Annotated in this window: 11 protein-coding genes; 3 read left to right on the plus strand and 8 right to left on the minus strand. The window is 57.2% G+C overall.

Features of this window, described 5'->3' with window-relative positions; all coding sequences use genetic code 11:
* Nucleotides 1-2: 2 nt before the first annotated feature.
* Nucleotides 3-284: a peptidylprolyl isomerase PpiC gene (gene ppiC, locus K6R05_RS18055; protein WP_008926423.1), complete on the plus strand. Its 282-nt coding sequence runs from the start codon at nt 3-5 to the stop codon at nt 282-284.
* On the opposite strand, the gene K6R05_RS18060 is transcribed toward ppiC, so the two are convergent.
* Nucleotides 285-2,345, minus strand: coding sequence for an AsmA family protein (locus tag K6R05_RS18060; protein WP_161733869.1), 2,061 nt, complete (start codon nt 2,343-2,345; stop codon nt 285-287).
* A 63-nt stretch (nt 2,346-2,408) separates the two neighbouring features.
* Nucleotides 2,409-3,182 (minus strand): cyclic-guanylate-specific phosphodiesterase, encoded by a 774-nt coding sequence (pdeH, locus tag K6R05_RS18065; protein WP_161733867.1) that lies wholly within the window; start codon nt 3,180-3,182, stop codon nt 2,409-2,411.
* 281 nt (nt 3,183-3,463) lie between these two features.
* Between pdeH and kdgK the strand changes: the two genes are divergently transcribed.
* On the plus strand, nt 3,464-4,396 hold the full coding sequence (kdgK, locus tag K6R05_RS18070) for a 2-dehydro-3-deoxygluconokinase (protein WP_222924763.1): 933 nt from the start codon (nt 3,464-3,466) through the stop codon (nt 4,394-4,396).
* Nucleotides 4,397-4,777: 381 nt separating this feature from the next.
* Here kdgK and msbA read toward each other — a convergent pair whose 3' ends face one another.
* Complete coding sequence (gene msbA / locus K6R05_RS18075) at nt 4,778-6,535, minus strand: lipid A ABC transporter ATP-binding protein/permease MsbA (RefSeq protein WP_161733862.1); 1,758 nt, start codon at nt 6,533-6,535, stop codon at nt 4,778-4,780.
* 492 nt (nt 6,536-7,027) lie between these two features.
* Here msbA and K6R05_RS18080 point away from each other — a divergent pair, with 492 nt between their 5' ends.
* On the plus strand, nt 7,028-7,900 hold the full coding sequence (locus tag K6R05_RS18080; RefSeq protein WP_222924764.1) for an alpha/beta hydrolase: 873 nt from the start codon (nt 7,028-7,030) through the stop codon (nt 7,898-7,900).
* Between the two features lie 2 nt (nt 7,901-7,902).
* On the opposite strand, the gene K6R05_RS18085 is transcribed toward K6R05_RS18080, so the two are convergent.
* The 5 genes from K6R05_RS18085 to bcsB form a co-directional block, all read right to left on the minus strand.
* Nucleotides 7,903-9,393: a M16 family metallopeptidase gene (locus K6R05_RS18085; protein ID WP_222924765.1), complete on the minus strand. Its 1,491-nt coding sequence runs from the start codon at nt 9,391-9,393 to the stop codon at nt 7,903-7,905.
* A gap of 246 nt (nt 9,394-9,639) precedes the next feature.
* The gene (locus K6R05_RS18090) at nt 9,640-10,929 is read right to left on the minus strand and encodes a dicarboxylate/amino acid:cation symporter (RefSeq protein ID WP_013359658.1); all 1,290 of its coding nucleotides are present in this window, start codon (nt 10,927-10,929) and stop codon (nt 9,640-9,642) included.
* A 225-nt stretch (nt 10,930-11,154) separates the two neighbouring features.
* Nucleotides 11,155-13,161 carry a biofilm formation regulator HmsP gene (gene hmsP, locus K6R05_RS18095; RefSeq protein WP_222924766.1) on the minus strand — a complete coding sequence of 669 codons (2,007 nt, stop codon included), beginning with the start codon at nt 13,159-13,161 and terminating at the stop codon, nt 11,155-11,157.
* 117 nt (nt 13,162-13,278) lie between these two features.
* Nucleotides 13,279-16,746, minus strand: coding sequence for a cellulose synthase complex outer membrane protein BcsC (gene bcsC, locus K6R05_RS18100; RefSeq protein WP_222924767.1), 3,468 nt, complete (start codon nt 16,744-16,746; stop codon nt 13,279-13,281).
* Nucleotides 16,739-19,027, minus strand: a complete 2,289-nt coding sequence (gene bcsB / locus K6R05_RS18105; protein ID WP_222924768.1) for a cellulose biosynthesis cyclic di-GMP-binding regulatory protein BcsB — start codon at nt 19,025-19,027, stop codon at nt 16,739-16,741. Before bcsB ends, bcsC begins: the two co-directional genes overlap by 8 nt.
* Nucleotides 19,028-19,034 lie beyond the last annotated feature (7 nt).

Here is a 19,034-nt window from a genome sequence, read left to right on the forward strand (position 1 = left end):
ACATGGCGAAAACCGCGGCGGCTTTACACATCCTGGTCAAAGAGGAAGCGCTGGCAAAAGAGATTCTGGCGAAACTGGCGAAAGGCGGCAATTTCCAGGAGCTGGCAAAGAAGCACTCTACCTGTCCTTCCGGCCGGAAGGGGGGCGATCTGGGCGAGTTCCGTCAGGGACAGATGGTGCCGGCCTTTGATAAAGCGGTCTTTACCTGCCCGCTGCTGACGCCTTACGGGCCGGTAAAGACCGGCTTTGGTTATCACATTATCAAAGTGCTCTACCGCAACTAGTTACTTCTTCTGCTTCATCTGCTGCAGGACGGTGCTGCACTGATTGTCTTCGTTATCGCTTGGCGAGATCATGGCCAGCAGCGCCGCTGCCGGGCCGACGACCGCACCCAGTGCCACAGCAGCGGCACCGCGGGCCAGCAATGGCCCTGCTTTCACGCCTGCATCAGGATTTTTAAAGGTACCGCGCACGTAGAGCGGGGAGCGCAGCGTCACGATGCGGATGCCCTTACTCTCCGGATTCACCGACAGATCCAGTCTCTCACTGGCGAAGTTGGCGTTGCCTGACACATTGATAATCGCGTTCTCGGTATCAAATACAAACAGGTTCGGGGTCGCCACACCATTCTGCAGTCTGAGATCGGTCGCGGCGCAGTTGATACGCACCTGGTCATCGCCAAACAGCTTGCCCACCACGTAGTTACCGACGTTGAGTCCGGCAATCTCCATCAGGCTGCGACTGATCAGCCCATCATTCATCAGCAGCTTAAGCTGACCATTGCTGGTCGCCAGCAGATCGGCCACTGAGTTACCGGTGCCGGTAAAGCTGGCATCGCCATTGAGCTGACCACGGCTGTTCTTCATTGCGTCCACCGTCGGGAAGAGCTGACGCAGCTGCAGCTTACGTACATGAAGGTCAACCCGACCACGCATCGGCGAGCGATCGCCCTCCAGTCGGATGGTGCTGTTGAGACTGCCACCTGCCACACCAAAGCGCAGCGGATCCAGCAGCAGATCGCCGCTTTTCAGCTGTAAGTGGGTGTAGAGATCGCTTAACGGCAGTGAATTACTGTGTTCGATTCGTTTGCCGCTGAACTTCACATCGGCATCCATCACGTCCCAGTTTTTGGTCTCAAATTTATCGTGCGGCAGCACGCGGTCGGCGGGTTGATTCGATTTCTCACCGCGACGGGCTTTGGCCTGCGCGGTTTTTTCACTGCCTTTGCCAGAGTCTACGCCAATCAGCGGCCCCAGATCGGCCATGCGCAGTTGCTCCGAGGTCAGTTCACCGGTCAACGTTGGACGGGGTTTGCCCTGCGTGTAAATCAGGGAGCCATGAATATCGCTGTCGCCAATGTGTCCGTTGAATTTCTCATAACGGTAGACCGCACCTTTTTCGCCATTGAATTTAGCAATCAGATGGCCGTCAGTTTCATAAGGCGGTGTGTCAGGCAACAGGACGCCGGTCAGGCCGTAGAGATTCGCCAGCGTATCGCCCGAGAAGCGCAGTCGCACATTCAGCCCGCCGAGGTTCATTGGATCCTGCAGACCACCGGTGACCTGCACGCGCGTGGAGCCATTGCGCACATCGGCCTGAATCGGGAACGGGGTGTTCTGGCTGCGCAGCGACAGCATGCCGCCGATTTTGCCGTCGCCACTGAGATTCTCGTTGTTGTAGGTGCCACTGGCCTTCCAGCCAAAGACAAAGTTGCCCGCGCCCTTCTGCTGGTCGTTGCCGCCGGCGATCTGCGCGTAAGGCACCGGTTTGCCTAGCGGATTGACCTGCACCGTCACATCTGCACGGTTAACGGCATCGCGATAACGAATCTGGCCCTGATCGAACAGAATATTATCCAGACGGAAGGACCAGGCCGATGGCGCGGCATTCTTCTCATCTTTGTCGCTTTCGGCCAGCGTAAAGGTCCAGTTGTTCTTTTTATCTGCAGTCTGGATCAATCGGGCATCGGGCCGCTGCAGCTTAATCCATGGAATGAACAGCTCCTTATGCAGCAACGACAGCGGTGACAGCGTGGCATCCACACGTTGCAGATGCACCATGGTGACGTCAGAAATATCTGGCGGATTGCCCAGCATAATATCTTCCGCATGCACCTGCGGCCATGGCACCCAGCGCCGCCAGCCTGCCTCGTCGCGATTTCTCGCCCAGTCGATACCCAAATCTCCCCGTATCGCAAAGGGGCGATTTAATTCGGTAGAGACTTTCTGATTGATGGTGGGTTTCAGGCGATTCCAGTCAAAGGTGGCGATGACGACGATAATCACCACGATTAATAACACCAGAATTCCTGCTACCCAGCTGACTATTTTCCCGGTACGCGACATTACGCTTTCTCCTTGCACATTCACGGTCTGCGTTAAAGATAGTCGAGACGGCGAGCAACGGCATCAGGGAAGCTGGATAGTGAGATGATTCAGTTCAGAAAATGGGACAGGTCGCGAAAAGTAGTAGCCCTGGGCCGCGATAGCGGGGGATGCTTTAACCTGCTGCCACTGCGCTTCCGTCTCCACGCCTTCAACAATGACGCCGTTGCAGTAGCGATTGATCAGCGCCAGCAGCATCGAAAACAGGCTGCGCCCTTCATTGGTGGTGCCCAGCATAGTAAAAAGGTCGCGCGACAGCTTGATGTAATCATATTTCAGTTCGGTCAGCGCCGAGAAATTCGCCATACCCGAACCGAAGTCATCCAGCCACAGCGGCCCCAGTTCAGGTATTTTCGCTACTTTCTCCTCCTGCGGCAGCGCCTGGTGCTCGGTGAGTTCAAAGCGTATCCATGGCAGGCTGGCAATGAGGCGACGAATAGCGGGTCGGTGCTGAATGGCCAGCAGTGAGGGACCGTCTATGTTGACCGAGGCGACCACATCATTGTGTTCGAAAAATGCAGTCCATTCTGCGAGGAGCTCGAGCTGCTCATACACTACGTTCAGGCGCTGAGCGATATCGAGTCCGGCAAACCAGGCTTCAGGCGAGAGATTCCTTTCCGGCGCCATGGGATGATAAACGGCGGTCAGCAGTTCAATCGCCAGTAACCGACCTGTTACCCGATAAATCGGCTGAAACCGATAGCGTCGATGACATTGTTGCCAGAAGAGCGGCGTTTCCGTGTGGAGATTAAGGTCGGTTGAAGACGGCAGCCATTGGCTAATATTCTCCATCACCATGCTATTTTCCTGGTTGGTAATACGTCCCCAAAACGGGAGACTCAAGCGATTATCGTAAATGCCTGTGATAATGAGATGAATGGGGCGGCCGTATGAAAACGGAGAGTTTACCAGCCGTTTCGTTAGCATAATCGGTAAAACAGGCCGAAATTAGCCGCTCTTATCGCCCGGATCGCGGCTTTTCTGCGCCTTAAGTTAAATTAAAACACCGTTTTAAAACCATTGACGTCTGCCATACCAGACGCGAGACTAAGGCGATATTTCACTACAGGTCTGAAACCATGACGCAGAAGAAAATTGCCATCATCGGCGAATGCATGATTGAGCTGTCCGAAAAGGGTGAGAACATTAAGCGAGGCTTTGGCGGCGATACCCTTAACACGGCGGTGTATCTCGCCCGCCAGGTTGATGAGCCGCAGTTGCGGGTCGATTATGTCACCGCGCTGGGGACGGATTCGTTCAGCGATCAGATGATCGCAGCCTGGCAGCAGGAGAAGGTGAATACGGACCTGATTCAGCGCCTCGATAATAAGATGCCGGGCCTGTATGTGATTGAAACCGATGCCGACGGCGAGCGTACGTTCTGGTACTGGCGCAGCGATGCTGCCGCGCGTTACTGGCTCGACAGCCCGCAATCCGCAGAGATAGCCGAACAGCTGTCGCACTACGATTATCTCTACCTCAGCGGCATCAGTCTGGCGATTCTGCCGCCGGCAAGTCGTGAGAAGCTGATGGCGCTGCTGGCCCGCTGCCAGGCGAATGGCGGCAGGGTGATTTTCGATAACAACTACCGCCCGCGTTTATGGGCCGACCGCGCCAGCGCGCAGGCTGCATATCGCGCCATGCTGAACTGTACCGATATCGCTTTCCTGACGCTGGATGATGAACATCTGCTGTGGGGCGAGCAGCCGCTCGATGACGTTATTTCGCGTACCCGTCAGGCCGGTGCCAGCGAAATCGTCATTAAGCGGGGTGCAGAGTCATGTCTGGTCGCTATCGGCGATGCGCCGCTGATTGAGGTGCCTGCGGTACGTCTGGCGAAAGAGAGAGTAATCGATACGACGGCCGCTGGCGATTCATTCAGTGCCGGGTATCTGGCGCGCCGTCTGACGGGCGCTTCTGCAGAGGCCGCCGCGCAGCGCGGACACCTGACCGCCAGCACCGTGATTCAGCATCGCGGTGCGATTATTCCGGCAGCGGCGATGCCAGAGTGATGCTGTAGCAGTTAGCGTCGTGAAGATCTATCTGCGAATATAGATGACGGAAAATGCGCCCTTGGGCGCATTTTTTTGCGCTGCTGGTTATGTCTGGCTGAGTCGCGGTGAGAAGGAGCCTGCACAGGAAACCGGGTCAGATCGGAAAGACGCAAAAAATGTCATCCCTGACACGTTCGGTCCGCGCGATTACGCACCTCATCCCTGAGGTGCGCCCGTACCCGGGCCAACGCGTTGCGTTGTTCAAAAACGCTCCCGGCGTTTTTGTCTTGCGCGGGACGCTTTCCTCTTCTGACCCGGTTCCCTGCGCGTTGAGCTGATTTATTGCTGCTGGATTCACTCTGATTTGCCTTTCAGGCAGTGATTTGGCACAAACAACTCTTACGCACAAAGCGGCTGACTGAACTGCATCTGATAGAGCCGCGCATATGCGCCGTTCTGTTGCAGCAACTGCTGATGCGAGCCGCGCTCCACAATTTCCCCCTCATCTACCAGCAGAATTTCATCAGCCTTTTCAATGGTCGAGAGACGGTGAGCGATGATCAGCGTGGTCCGGTTCTGCTGCAGCGTCTCCAGCGCAGACTGAATCGCGCGTTCAGACTCGGTGTCCAGAGCCGAGGTCGCTTCGTCGAGGATCAGAATCGGGCTGTCTCGCAACAGGGCGCGGGCAATGGCGATGCGCTGCCGCTGTCCACCCGACAGCAGCACGCCGTTTTCTCCAATCACCGTATCCAGTCCGTTATCCATTTTATTAACGAATTCCATGGCATGGGCCATCTCTGCCGCCTTTTCTATTTCCTCGCGGCTGAAGACATCGGTACGGGCATAGGCAATATTGTTGGCAACCGTGTCATTGAACAGGTGAACATGCTGAGAAACCAGCGCCACCTGCTCGCGCAGCGAGGCCAGGGTGTAATCACGCAGGTCATGGCCATCCAGCAAAATTTCGCCGCTGTCGATGTCGTAAAAGCGCGTCAGCAGGCTGGCAAGGGTCGATTTCCCTGAACCGGAACGGCCGACCAGCGCCACGGTTTTACCGGCAGGAATGGTCAGATTGATCTGCTGCAGCGCCGGTGTTTCCGCGACCGGATAGGTAAAGGTAACATCCCGAAATTCAATGTTGCCGGTGGCGCGCTTAACCACGCGTGTCCCTTCATCTTTCTCCTGTTCCATATCCAGAATCGCAAACAGCGTCTGACAGGCCGCCATGCCGCGCTGGAACTGGGCATTGACGTTGGTCAGCGACTTTAACGGACGCATCAGCATCAGCATGGCGGAAAAAACCGCACTGATAGAGCCTGCGGTCAGCGTGGCCATCACCGAGGGGAAACTGGCCGCATAGAGCACAAAGGCGAGTGCCGAGGAGGCGAGCAGCTGAATAATCGGATCGGAGAGTGAGGTCGCCGAGACCATTTTCATTCCCTGGCGACGCATGTTGTTGCTGACCTGTCCGAAGCGGTCGGACTCAACCTGCTGGCCGCCAAACATCAGCACCTCTTTATGCCCTTTCAGCATCTGCTCGGCATGAGAAGTCACCTGCCCCATGGTGTTCTGCATATTTTTGCTGATGCGGCGAAAGCGCCTGGAGACGATACGAATTGCCAGCGACACAATAGGTGCCAGCACCAGAAGGATCAGCGAAAGTTGCCAGCTGTAGTAAAACATCATCACAAACAGGCCAAGAATAGAGGCCCCTTCACGCACTACCGTCACCAGTGAACCAGAAGAGGAAGAGGCGACCTGCTCACAATCGTAGCTGATACGGGAGAGCAGCGTACCGGTTGATTGCTGATCAAAAAATGCCACCGGCATGCCCATCATATGGCTGAACAGGCGACAACGCAGGGCCATCACCACTTTGCCTGACACCCACGAGATACAGTAACTGGAGAGATAGCCGCTGACACCGCGGATCAGGATCAGCCCGATAATCACCAGCGGCATCCAGACCAGAATGCCGGGATTTTTCTGGCCAATGACATCGTCCAGCAGCGTCTTCAGTAACGTCAGCATAAACGGGTCTATGGCGGCGTTGACGATCAGGGCAACACCCGCGACCAATAGCCCCAGTCTGAAGGGAGAAATCATCGGCCACAGGCGACCAAAGGTTTGTCTGGTAGAGAGATTGGTATCAAGCATGACATGCCTCTTACCGTTGTGAGCAGACGGAGGATGTTATGTTAAACCGCATCAACCAACAGGAAACTGCCGCGTGGTAAATAATGCTGACCATTCCCAAATGAGACTGGCACATTAATCTCAGCATTGAGACGGGGATCACTCTGGCACGAAAAGCATTATGTCGCCTTAACAGCAAACAGCGTGATATCCGGTAAATTGCGTCTAACAAAGTGGCCCGTGCCAGTTATTTACCTTAAGCTGAAAATTAGTGGTTAATAACAGACACTCTTCGGCAATCCTCTTTAATCTCTCTTATAATTTATTGATTAATATTAATTAGTTACGCAAACAAATCGCTCTCCAGGCATAGTCCTAATCTGGTCAGATTCGCCCTTTTCGGATGGACGACCGCCTGAAAAAAGACCATCTTTTAATCAAAAGACAGCAGGACGCTGTTCTCTCCGGCCGCGAACAAAACAATTAAAATATTCCCCGCATCAGGATCTATTTATGCACACAGAAATTATTAATATCTGGCCACACGGTGATGCACCAGGCGCCAGCGACTCGCGCGCCGAGCCGCAGATTGTCGATATGGCAAAAGAGTATGAGCCTTACGATCGCGCCGCTACCGGCGTGCGTTGCCCGGAGATGGCGATCTGGCATCCGGTCGAATCCAATGGCATTACCCTGCTGGTCGCACCGGGCGGTGGCTATCAGCGTGTCATGATCGATCGTGAAGGCAGCGCGCTGGCAACCTTCTTTACTTCAATGGGCTACACCCTGGCAGTCATGACCTATCGCCTGCCCTACGACGGGCATCACGAAGGTCCCGATGCGCCGCTGGCCGATGCGCAGCGTGCGGTTCGCGTCCTGCGTGATCGGGCACAGCGCGGCCTGAACGGTAAATACATTGCGATGATGGGCTTTTCGGCGGGTGGCCACGTGGCGGCCAGCCTGGGAACGCGTTTCGCAGAGAAACTCTATCCAGTGCAGGATGGCGCTGAAAACTTCTCGCCGCGTCCGGATGCGATGGTACTGGTCTATCCCCTGATCAGTATGCGTGACGGCATCGCCCACGAAGGTGCCAGAACCCGCCTGCTGGGTGCATGGCCCGATCAGAAAACGATTGAAGCCTATTCAATGGAAACCCGGGTTCATCCGCTGGTGCCGCCGACGCTGTTAATCCACGCCGCCGACGATGACGATGTCTCAGTGAATCACAGCATGGCGTTTTTCGGCGCGCTGCGTGAGCATAAGGTTCCGGCAGAGGTGCATTTCTATCAGAAAGGCGGGCACGGATTTGGTATCCGTGGCGTGGCAGATTTGCCCCTCGCCAGCTGGCCGATGTTAGTGACCGAGTGGCTCAGGGCAAAAACCTGACGTTACGCGGCGGGCGGAACGTCTTTGACGTTGCTATCCGGCGGACTGGCTTCATTGCTGGTCGCCGGTGCCGCTGGCGGTGACATCACTTTGTCCCAGCTGTTTTGCAGGCTCTTCACGTTGGTTTCCGCTTCGCCTTCCGGCTGAATCAGAACCATCATCAGCTCCTGCGTCAGCTGCTGACGCAGCTCCTGGTTCAGCTGTTCGCGGGTCAGGCCGGCCAGGAAAGTCTGACGCAGCTTCTGATACTGCTCTGGCGCGATATCGACCACGGCGTTCTGCTGCGAGCGCAGGCGCTGGCTCATCAGCACATCCGTATCGGTGCGGGCATAAGTGGTAAACAGCTTGTTCAGCTCCAGCAGCTTCTGCGCCATCAGCGCATCAAACTCCTCCTGCGGTATGCCTTTATCACGCACGTTCGCCAGCTCACGTGCCACCAGATTCATATTCTGCGCCAGATTGTCATTGCGCCCATCCATGTTGATGGAACACTGCGCCCGCTGATAGAGCACCCGGCAGTCGAATCCGACCTGGATGCCCTGCGCCTTACTGTCGCTGAGTGCACGCTGAACGTGCCAGAACAGCGCTTCACGGGCCAGGTCGCTCTGCCAGTAACGCTGCAGATTCAGGGAGTCACGAATCGGTTGCCATGGCGTATCCCACACCAGCGACAGACGATCCTGCGTCATGTTGCTGCTGACCAGATTCACCGGCTCATGTGGCAGCGGTGACAGCGTCGGCAGTGGCGCAGGGGTTTCACGTTTGCCGGTTAACGCCGAAAAGGTTTTGTTGATCTGTTCAGAGAGGTTACGGCTGTCGACGTTGCCTACCACATAGAGCGTCATCGCGTCCGGGGTGTACCACTGATGATAAAAATCGCTGAGCTGGGTTAAATCCACCGGCGCACGGGGTTGTGTAGCGGGATCGTGCGCCAGCAGCGCGGAGCCTTTCAGGCGGTAGCGCCACCAGACATCCTGCGGATCTTTCGGCCAGGTCGCCACCGGATCGGAGGCGGCCAGCGCGGTGTTAACCACCTCTTCAGTGATCGCCATATTGCCCGCCGTGGCCGCCAGCCAGTTCAGCGCTTCTTTCAGCAGCTCAGGGCGGTTATTCGGCAGGCTCAGATTATATTGGGTGGAATCATAGGAGATGATGACGGGCGGCAGCGGATGCTGAGGATCCATCGCCTGTTGCCATAGCGCACGCTGCTGATGATTATCGAGTGCAGTGTTATGCACCATCGCCAGGCGTGGCAGCAGATGACTGAAGCCGGTCTGTTGCGCACTCTCCACCAGCGAACCGGTATTCACCACCAGACGCAGTTCAATGCGGTCGCTGGGCCGTTGCGGTGTGGCCAGTAACTGCCAGTTAAATCCATTATCCAGCTTGCCTTCCTGCCAGGCCGGATCCGGTTGCAGCGTTTCGGCCTGGAGACCAAAGCTGCCTGCCAGCACTAATCCACCAACCAAAAGCCGAATTCTGGTGCCCTGCATGTGAACCCCTACTCAAATAATTCAAATATCATTATCACTGGCGCATATTGCCGCTGTTATTAACGAACCGGCTGACGCCGATTCGCGCTGTTATCCAACAACAGAGTGTTTGACCACAGGAAGCTCAGGATGTCGCGCAACGAAGTGAAAAACGTCAAAAAAAACAAGTGGGGTTCATTATGCAAATGCCCGCTGTCAGGGCAAGCGACAGCGGGCATTTGTGGGGATTTAAGTGAAATTCAATGATTAAATTGAAGATTCAGACGCTTTATTCTCCTTATTACGGCCTGCCAGCGTGTCGGTCAGCTGTTTATGATCCAGCTGATCGACCCACTTCGCGACCACCACGGTCGCCACTCCGTTACCGATCAGGTTAGTCAGCGCACGGGCTTCAGACATAAAGCGGTCAATACCGAGTATCAGCGCCAGACCCGCCACCGGCAGATGTCCTACCGCAGAGAGCGTCGCCGCCAGTACGATAAATCCGCTTCCGGTTACCCCCGCTGCGCCTTTCGAGGAGAGCAGCAGCACCACCAGCAGCGTAATCTGATGGAAGATATCCATGTGCGCATTGGTCGCCTGAGCGATGAACACCGCCGCCATGGTCAGATAAATCGAGGTGCCGTCGAGGTTAAAGGAGTAACCGGTGGGGATCACCAGCCCGACCACTGATTTCTTACAGCCCAGTTTCTCCATCTTATCCAGCATGCGCGGCAGTGCAGACTCGGAAGAGGAGGTCCCCAGCACAATCAGCAGCTCTTCTTTGATATAGGCGATGAACTTAAAGATGCTGAATCCGGCAAACAGACGCGCAATCAGCCCCAGCACGATCACCACAAACAGAACACAGGTGATATAGAAGCAGATGATCAGTTGGCCGAGCTGCACCAGTGATCCCACGCCATACTTACCGATGGTGAACGCCATTGCGCCAAATGCCCCTATCGGTGCCAGACGCATGATCATGTTAATGATGCCGAAAATGACTTTTGAGAAATTTTCAATCACGTTGAAAATCAGCGTGCCGGTGTTACCCAGGCGATGCAGGGCGAAACCAAACAGAATGGCGAACAGCAATACCTGCAGAATGTTGCCGCTGGCAAAGGCGCCAATCACGCTGTTAGGAATAATATCCAGCAGGAAGGGGACGATGCCCTGCTGTTCTGCCTGCTGGGCGTACATCGCCACGGCTTTGGCATCCAGCGTGGCAGGATCAACGTTCATCCCGGCACCTGGCTGCACGACGTTTACCACGATCAGGCCGATAATCAGCGCGATGGTGCTGACAATTTCAAAATAGAGCAGTGCAACTGCGCCGGTACGCCCTACCGCTTTCATGCTTTCCATGCCAGCGATGCCGGTCACCACGGTACAGAAAATCACCGGGGCGATAATCATCTTGATTAATTTAACAAAGCCATCTCCCAGCGGCTTCATCTGGGTCCCTAACTCCGGGTAAAAATGGCCTAACAAAACGCCGATGCCAATCGCCATCAGCACCTGGAAATAAAGGCTTTTAAAAAGTGAGGTTTTCATAAACAGGTGTCCACTAACGCCGTGAGGTGATGTTGTCGGATTCGTTATTGTGACTGGCGGGCAACAGAGGTGGCGCCTGACAGTAACCCGAAAATAACACTCTGTTTACGTGATTAATACAGGGTGACAAACGCCCAGGAAACCCTGGGATCGTAATTCTGAACTGAAACGCTTCAGCACGGGGTTTTGTAACTAAAATTCTCGCAAAATCAATGAATCAGGCAATTATTGCGGCAGTGAGGATTTTTCGATCCAGGTCTGGTTGAAGCGGCTCACCGGCAGCGCTTCCGCATAGAGGTAGCCCTGACCGATAGCGATGCCGCGCGCCAGCAGCCAGTCGCGCTGCTCCGCCGTTTCCACACCTTCGGCAATCACCTCCAGATGGATAATTTCGGCGATAGCCGCCACGATGCGGACCATGGTGTCGTCATGCGGCAGTGCCGCCACAAAGCTGCGATCCATCTTCAGTTTGTTAACCGGCAACGCTTTCAGCTGATGGAGATAGTTCAGGTTAGAATAGCCCATACCGAAATCATCCAGCGCCACCGCCACGCCGGTCTGCTGCAACATCCGCAGCATCGACATCGCCTGTTCCGCATCGTCAAGCTGAGCCGTTTCTGTCACTTCCAGCACCAGAGTGCCTGGTGCGATACGGTGGCGCGCCAGCAGGGATTGCAGATGAGAAACTACGCCGGTATCCCGCAGTTGCACTGCGGAAATATTCACACTCAGCGGCAGCATAATACCCTGTCGCTGCCAGCCAGCCAGAATGCGGCACGCCTCTTCAAACACCCAGCGGCCAATCGCGCTAATCACACCAATCTCTTCAGCACTGGCAATAAACTCCTCGGTCAGACCGTAACTGCCATCAGGCTGGCGCATACGCAGCAGCGCTTCTGCGCCGGTTAACGTACCGGTGCGCATATCCACCTGGGGTTGCAGGTAGAGGGCGAACTGCTCATCGTGCAGCCCCTGCAGAATGTCATGCTCCTGTGTCAGACGCTTCTGAGCGCGCTCGGTCAGCGCGGCGTCAAAGAACAGGATCTGATTTTTGCCCTGATGACGGGCCGACATCATCGCCGAGGTCGCGCGGTCAAGCAGCTCGTTAGCGCTCAGCGGCTTGTCGTCGCGCAGCGCCAGACCGATGCTGACGTTAGGACGCAGCTGCAGCTGATGCAGGTTGACCGGCTGATTCAGGCGAATCATCAGGTTGCGCGCCAGGCGCAGCGCACGAAACGGATTACTGGCGCGCTTCATTAACAGCACGAAGTCGCTGACACCGGTCTGTGCCAGCAGGGTATGGTCATCCAGCGTATGCCGGATTTTCTCCACCAGCGTCAGCATCAGCGTATCGCGCTGCTCATCGCGCAGGACGCCATTGGCTTCCTGCAGCGTTTCAATACGGATCACCATCAGACCCAGTGGCTGTTCAGGGTTACACATGAACTGTTCGACCAGCGCAAGAAACAGCGTACGGTTAGGCAGATCGGTGACGGCAAAATGGGTGGTCAGCCGACTCATCTCGTCATGAATCGACTCCAGCACCTGCTGATTACGGTTGTAGCTGCGGATCAGCATGCCGATTTCGTCATCGCGATGGCTCTGCGGCAGGGTCAGTTTATGCGTCAGAATCGACTGCGGTGGCAACTCCTGCAGCTCGCGTGAGAGATTGCGCAGCGGATGCACCACCAGCCGGTTGATGCACCAGCTGATCGCCACGGAGAGGATCAGCGCCAGCAGCAGATAGGTGATGATCATGGTTGAGAGCGTGCTGAGGATAAACTGGTAGACGCGCGTCGAATTAGCCTGCAACACCAGATAGGCCAGCGGCTTCGGCATCCCGGTATTTTCGACCGAATAGAGCGGCAGGGTAATCTGCACCGGCAGCTCAAACAGGCGGGCCACCAGAAGCGGCACCGGTTTTTCCGTCTCAAAGTCGGCATGCAGGGCCTGAAACGCATTAGGCAGCACCACGTCGGCGCGCGATAAAATACCGGCAGGCTTCAGTGAATGAAGAATGCGTTCGGCCTGAGAAATATCGGCACGCAGCACCGCTTCCGACAGCGGCTGGCGGACGGTGTGCGCGATATTCTCCATCTGCTGGGCGTAGTCAATCCTGCGCTGCTGCACAAAATGAAACAGTTGGATGACGATAAAGATACTGATGGTGATAACCGCAACCAGCGAAACTGTCGCCATCTGCTTTATCGTTAGTGACCGGCTTACGCGCAAAAAATTCTCTCCCGACGATGAAAAAAGCCCAGATAGCAGACAGGACAATGCCCGCCAGTATATCCCAAAAACTGACTTTTTTACCGTCTGAAAAGTCCTGCTTTTTCCCGTTCCGTGTTATTTAAAATCTGCGTAAGGGATCAGCGGCTGTGGCGGCATATCGAGATCGCCTTCCCAGCCGCCGGCAGCATAGCGCACATAGAGCAGACCATGACTCGGGGTGTAATCCTTCGCCTGCTGAATATCGACACCCGCACCAATAAACCAGTTCGACGTCAGCCGTCGCTCAATGACTGCCTGCAGCGTATAGCCCGTACCGCCGCCGGAACTGCTGGCAGAAGACGGATTACTGGCAAGGGTATAGCCCGGATTAACCGGATAACGCTGCTGCGCACTGGTTTTCGAATGTGACCAGGAGACGGAGCCGCCCAGATCAAACGACCAGTTCTCTGTCCGCTGCCGCCAGGTCACCGGCACGGAAAAGGAGAGATACTGCTGCGGACTGTAGTAGCCGCCCTGGCCGAAGGTGTAATCACTGAGATCCTTCTGATAGTGCCAGAGCATGCTGTTCAGCCCGACGGTTGCACGGCGGTTGCCGCTGTTGATGAGCTTGTAGTAATAGCCGCCCATCAGGCGCTCACGGCTGTTATCGGCAACATTTTTACCGGTGATCTGATGCGCGCTGATATCACCCCAGACGCCATGCGCGCCGCCCTGATCGTAACTCAGCCCGATGCTGCCGCCCGTGGCCACCACGCCACCCCAGCTTTTGCCCCCGTTGGCTGCAGGATCGCGCGTCCCGGCATAGGAGAGCAGCGAACTGGCTATCGGCCTGCGTGAGGCAGTGAGTGTGACGCCGAGCTGTTTCACATCGGTTTTCCAGCTCAGCCCGCCGGTCCAGTTAGTGACTTCAAAACCCAGCGGCGTGGTACCGAGGTCAGCCGACCAGGTCGCGTTATGCCAGCCAGCGGCCAGCGCCGTACCCTCATCGCGCTGGCGGGTCTGGCGACTGCAGCCGCCCGAACTGGCGTCGTCACAGCTGCCAAACAGGGCGTCGATGCTGCCGTTTTGGGTGGTAAAGGTGCCTGCGGAGACATCCACCCGATCAAGACGGACAAAGCCCCGGCCATCGGCAAACGGATGTTCCGCCTGCAGCATGGTGGTGTGCGCCGTAAAATCGGAGATGCCGCCGGTACCACTGTTGCGTGAATAGTCCTGCTGCACCGTCAGCGTGGTCTGCTGCTGACGGTAAAGATCGGCCGTGTCGCTGCGCAGGCTGCGCTTCAGCCAGTCATCCTGAGGATCGTTGCGGGTTGCGCGGCTGATATTGCCACGGCTATCGATACCGCTGGCCGTCATCGCCTGACGATAGTCTGTCAGCGCCTGTTCAGGCTGCTGCTGCGCACCCTCCAGCCGTGCCGCATCACGAAACACCAGCGCCTTGTCCTGCGAAGGCGGCAGCGCGGCAGCACGCTGTTTCAAATCGGTAAATAGCGCGACAGCCCGTGTGGTTTCACCCACCGCCTGCCACGCCAGCGCAGCACGGCGATCCGCATTGACGCTGGCCTGTACCGGCGGCTGTTGCTCAAGCGCCTGTCGGGCTTCGCTGTTGCGCTGCAGGGCAACCAGCGCTTCGATTCGTCCCAGCGCCGCATCGCCGTTATCCGGCTGGCGCGACAGCACCTGCTGATAATCCGCCAGTGCCTGCTGCGCTTCACCGCGTTCCAGCGCCCAGTCGGCCAGTAGCAGGTCGCGCTGGCTGGAAACCGGCTGCTGCTTAAGCAGCGTCACCGCTGCCTGCTCCTGCCCGGCGACGCGCAGCGCCTCAGCCTGGTCAAAGATCTGATCCTGCTTCAGGCGGTCAGCCAGCTCGCGCATATCGCTGCTCCACTGCGCGTCGGGCAGCCGATGCAGCGAAGCCATCGCCTCACTATTGTTATCGTTGCCTGAGAACCAGAGTGCGGTCGCATAAAGCGCGGTGGCGTTTTGGGGATGCTTCTGCAACAGTGCGCGCATTACCGCATCCGCCTGCTGTCCGGCTCCGCCGTTACGCAGTGCACCCGCCAGCCGGTAACTGAGCCAGACGTCATCCGGTGCCAGCTCGCGCGCCTGGCGATATTTCTCTGCGGCCTGCGACCAGCGCGCCTGCTGCGCCAGGGCATCCGCCTCCGCGCGCAGGCTGTCGCTGCGCAGCGTCCGGATTGTATCGGCCAGTGCACGCTGCTGTGCAGCGGGCAAGGTAGTGATAAATTCCATCTCGCGGGCAGGCGACACCGTCTGATACAGCCCCGCCAGCCGACGCACTGCGGTGATATTGGTGCCATCCAGCCGTCGCGCGCGCTGCCAGAACTGTTCAGCCGCCGCCGTCTCTTTGCGCGCCATCGCCACATCACCCAGACCAATCAGGGCATAGCTGTCGCTGCTGTCATACGTTTGCGCCGCGCGATAGTATTTTTCGGCAGCATCAATATCGTGCTGTGCCAGCGCTTTATCGCCCTGCTCAATCGCCAGCCAGTAGCGATTGCTCTGCAAAAGTGACTGCCATTTACCAATCAGCGTGCTCTGCTGACCCGCTTTAATGGCGCGTTCCAGCCAGAGAATGGCGGCATCACGATGACCTGCGCGGGCCTGAGTTTGTCCCATTGCGCCCATTAATTCGGCATCGTCGGGATTCGCTTTCAGCGCCCGGTTAAGGGTCGTCATCGCGTTATTCACGTCGCCTGCGTCAACCAGCGCCAGCGCCCGCATTCGTTCCCGATAAGCGGGATCGGCCAGCGTCGTCTGCTGCTTCGCGAGCGCCTCTGCGCCCTGCTGGTGCGCATCGCCCTCAGTGAAAACGGCCAGATAAGCTTTAAGCTGTGCCACGCTGCTGTCGCTGATGGGCTGATCGGTGATCTGCTGCAGCCAGAGGTCGGCGGCAGCGGTACGCCCGCCATTGCTGTTTGCCAGCTTTTTCAGCTGCGCTATCGCCTTTTCTGGCTGCTGCTGATTAAACGCCATACGCGCAATTTGTAGCTCAACCCCGATATTGCCCGGATAGCGCTGTTCCAGTGCCTGAAGCTGCTGATAAGCCACGCCCTCCTGACCGGGAAGACGTGCCAGCAGCCGCCAGTACTCCAGGGCGGTATTGGGATCGGGGAAGACGCCGTTAAACAGCGCATCATAAGCGCTTTTCGCCTCGGTCAGTCGCCCCGAGGTGGCAAGCAGACGCGCCTGCTGCAGTTGCTGTCGTCCATCGGATGAGGTCAGCACCAGGCCGACAGCGGATTCGCGTGTCTCTGCCGAATCAGGTGCAACCTTTTTCAGTTGAGCCAGCAGCAATTGCGCGCTGGCGATATCACCCTGATGCAGCGCCAGCCGCAGACGTGCCGCCAGCACCTGGGGATTATCGGGATCGATTTTCTCAAGCCGATAGAGCGATTGCTGTACCAGATCGTATTTGTTGGTCGACTCGCCGGTACGGACCTGGGTCAGCAGCCAGTCGACCGGTGAGACTTCCGATCCGTCAGCGGACGCGGCCATTCCCGGCAGCGCACTTAGCGCGCCGAGCAGCATGCCTGTCCGCAATAACTGAGCGTTATTCATCTTCATCCAGTAAACGACGACGGGTAATAATTCGCATCAGACGCCATGTCATCAGCGCGAACAGCACCACCACAAAGAATGCACAGAGTGCCAGCCAGAAGGGATGTGAAGAGAGCAGTGACCAGAGACGTTCCCACCACGGCAGATGGCCAACAAAGTAGGTCTCTCCAACGCGCAGGCTGTTGACGCCAGACTCACGGATAATCGCCGTGGAGCCTGAGATCGCCTGGCGTTTGCCGCTGTCATCCAGCGCCTCATCAAGCAGCTGCCAGCTGCGCGGACTGCCATCGGCGAGCAGTGCCACCACACTGCGCTGATCGTAAAACGGCGACTGGAAACCGATCACGGTCGCCAGCGGGCCGCGTGAACCAATGGCTGTGGTACTTTCCACTGCTCTTTCAGCCTCACTCAGCGGCTGAACAGGCTGAGAAACCTTGCGCGCCGGGGTTTTCAGCCAGCTGGCGGTGGCATCGACCAGCGCCGTGATCCGACGGTCATCCTGAAGATCTTTAGGAATATCGCCGATCATCAGCAGATCCGCATCCTGCTTTTTCGCCGTACTCCAGTCATCGGTAAGCTGCACGCGCAGCGCCGGATAGCCGGTCTGCGCGCCCATATTGCCCAGCGCATTCAGCAGTGTACTCACCTGCTGTGCATCAGGGTTGGACTGGACCAGCACCAGCGTCTGGGCCAGATCGGCGTAGCGACTGAACGGGAAGCCAGCATTCGCCCAGCTCTGCAATGAGGGCATTTCGATGTAGTGGCGATAGCCAGAGAAGTCGATGCTGGAATTGTCGTCCACCACCACATGATGTCCTACCGGCGTCACGGTTTCACAACGCCCGTCGGCGGTGCCCCCCATAAAGGTATTGGCATAGTCAAAATCAAAGCGCAGCTGGTTAACCACGCCCAGCCGCAGCGCCGGGATCAGCAGCTCATGATTCTTGTCCATCATTCCCTGAATCAGCGGAATATGCAGCAGTTGCTGCCCGGCCGTGTTTTTCGGCACCAGCGGGTAGTCCTGAATAAACTGATTATTCAGGTTAACGGCCAGTCGTGAGCCATCCGGGTGAACAGGCGAGGTGTAGCGATAGCTCAGATCCATATCGATACCGCGCGCGCGCACCAGGAAGAGATCGGGCGGCAGGTTCAGCGTCAGACTGATCGGGTTGGGCTGCAGACCGTCAGACTGCAGCTGGTTTTCATACTGCGTCAGCTCAGCAAAAGTGGTGCGGCGATCGGTGCGTACCCAGTTTGGCGCATCATAGGGCTGACGCGGTGCCCGCAGTGTGACGCGGTCGACGGTCGCGCTGTCGCCGCGTAACAGCAGCTCGCCCTGCGCAATCCCCTGCACCGCCGTCAGCAGATCGTCGTCGTTGCGTCCCAGGATCAGCAGCATCTTTTCATAGGGGCTGTCAGGCTGGCTTACCATCGCCACGGTCGGCTTCATCACCGGTGGCAAATTTTTCAGGAAATCCGGGCGTGCATTGTTGGTGGCAAACACCACCGCATGCTGCTGTTGCGGCAACTGATTGTAGAGCACCGGAAAATGCTGTCCGCGCCAGGCCGCTTTGCTGCCGAACCAGGAGGCCAGGATCGCAGCGGCACGCTGCTGGTTAACGTCTGGCCGGGCAGCAAACACCATCGGCAGGGTCAGCGGCCGCGTGTCGCGCGTATCAAGAAAGGGCTCCGGGAAATGAGACAGGTCGTTTTTCAGCGGCAGTTTTTGTAGCGTCAGATCCAGACCGCTCTCTTTGCCGATATCGAGCCAGATGGTGCTGTTGGCCGGATTTTCACAGATGTTGGCGTAGTGACCGACCAGCTCAAAGCGCACGCGGTTAAAGTCGGCGATAAAACGGGGATCGATCGCCAGCTGCACCTGATTCTGTTTGCCAGGCTGTTCCGGCGTCAGGGTGATCAGGCTCACCAGCTCATCGTTGAGATAGACTTTCAGCTGCGACAGCGTGGGCAGCAGCGCAGGCGACGGCCGGTAGCTGAGATTAAGCAGCGCACGTGTCACCACCTCATCACTGCGCACCCCGAACTCGATCTGCCCGCTGGGGCGGGTTCCGCTCAGCGTCATGCTGCCCGGCGGCGGGGCCAGCTTAACGAAGCTCAGCTGACTGCTACGCAGCGGCGCGGCAGGCTGCTGGGGCAACGATTGCACCGCCGTTTCTCCTGTGGCCATGATCGGCGCACTCTCCTGCGCCACTGCGCAGTTCAGCGTTGCCGAGCCCAGCAGCAGTGCAGCGACCCACCTGTTTATTCCTGTTGTTGTCATATCATCA

The organism is Pantoea alfalfae, assembly GCF_019880205.1.
GTDB classification, from domain to species: Bacteria; Pseudomonadota; Gammaproteobacteria; order Enterobacterales; family Enterobacteriaceae; genus Pantoea; species Pantoea alfalfae.

Coding starts and splice junctions, on each gene's coding strand:
- ppiC (WP_008926423.1), top strand. CDS start 3: ATGGCGAAAACCGCGGCGGCTTTACACATCCTGGTCAAAGAGGAAGCG.
- K6R05_RS18060 (WP_161733869.1), bottom strand. CDS start 2,345: ATGTCGCGTACCGGGAAAATAGTCAGCTGGGTAGCAGGAATTCTGGTG.
- pdeH (WP_161733867.1), bottom strand. CDS start 3,182: ATGGTGATGGAGAATATTAGCCAATGGCTGCCGTCTTCAACCGACCTT.
- kdgK (WP_222924763.1), top strand. CDS start 3,464: ATGACGCAGAAGAAAATTGCCATCATCGGCGAATGCATGATTGAGCTG.
- msbA (WP_161733862.1), bottom strand. CDS start 6,535: ATGCTTGATACCAATCTCTCTACCAGACAAACCTTTGGTCGCCTGTGG.
- K6R05_RS18080 (WP_222924764.1), top strand. CDS start 7,028: ATGCACACAGAAATTATTAATATCTGGCCACACGGTGATGCACCAGGC.
- K6R05_RS18085 (WP_222924765.1), bottom strand. CDS start 9,393: ATGCAGGGCACCAGAATTCGGCTTTTGGTTGGTGGATTAGTGCTGGCA.
- K6R05_RS18090 (WP_013359658.1), bottom strand. CDS start 10,929: ATGAAAACCTCACTTTTTAAAAGCCTTTATTTCCAGGTGCTGATGGCG.
- bcsC (WP_222924767.1), bottom strand. CDS start 16,746: ATGAATAACGCTCAGTTATTGCGGACAGGCATGCTGCTCGGCGCGCTA.
- bcsB (WP_222924768.1), bottom strand. CDS start 19,027: ATGACAACAACAGGAATAAACAGGTGGGTCGCTGCACTGCTGCTGGGC.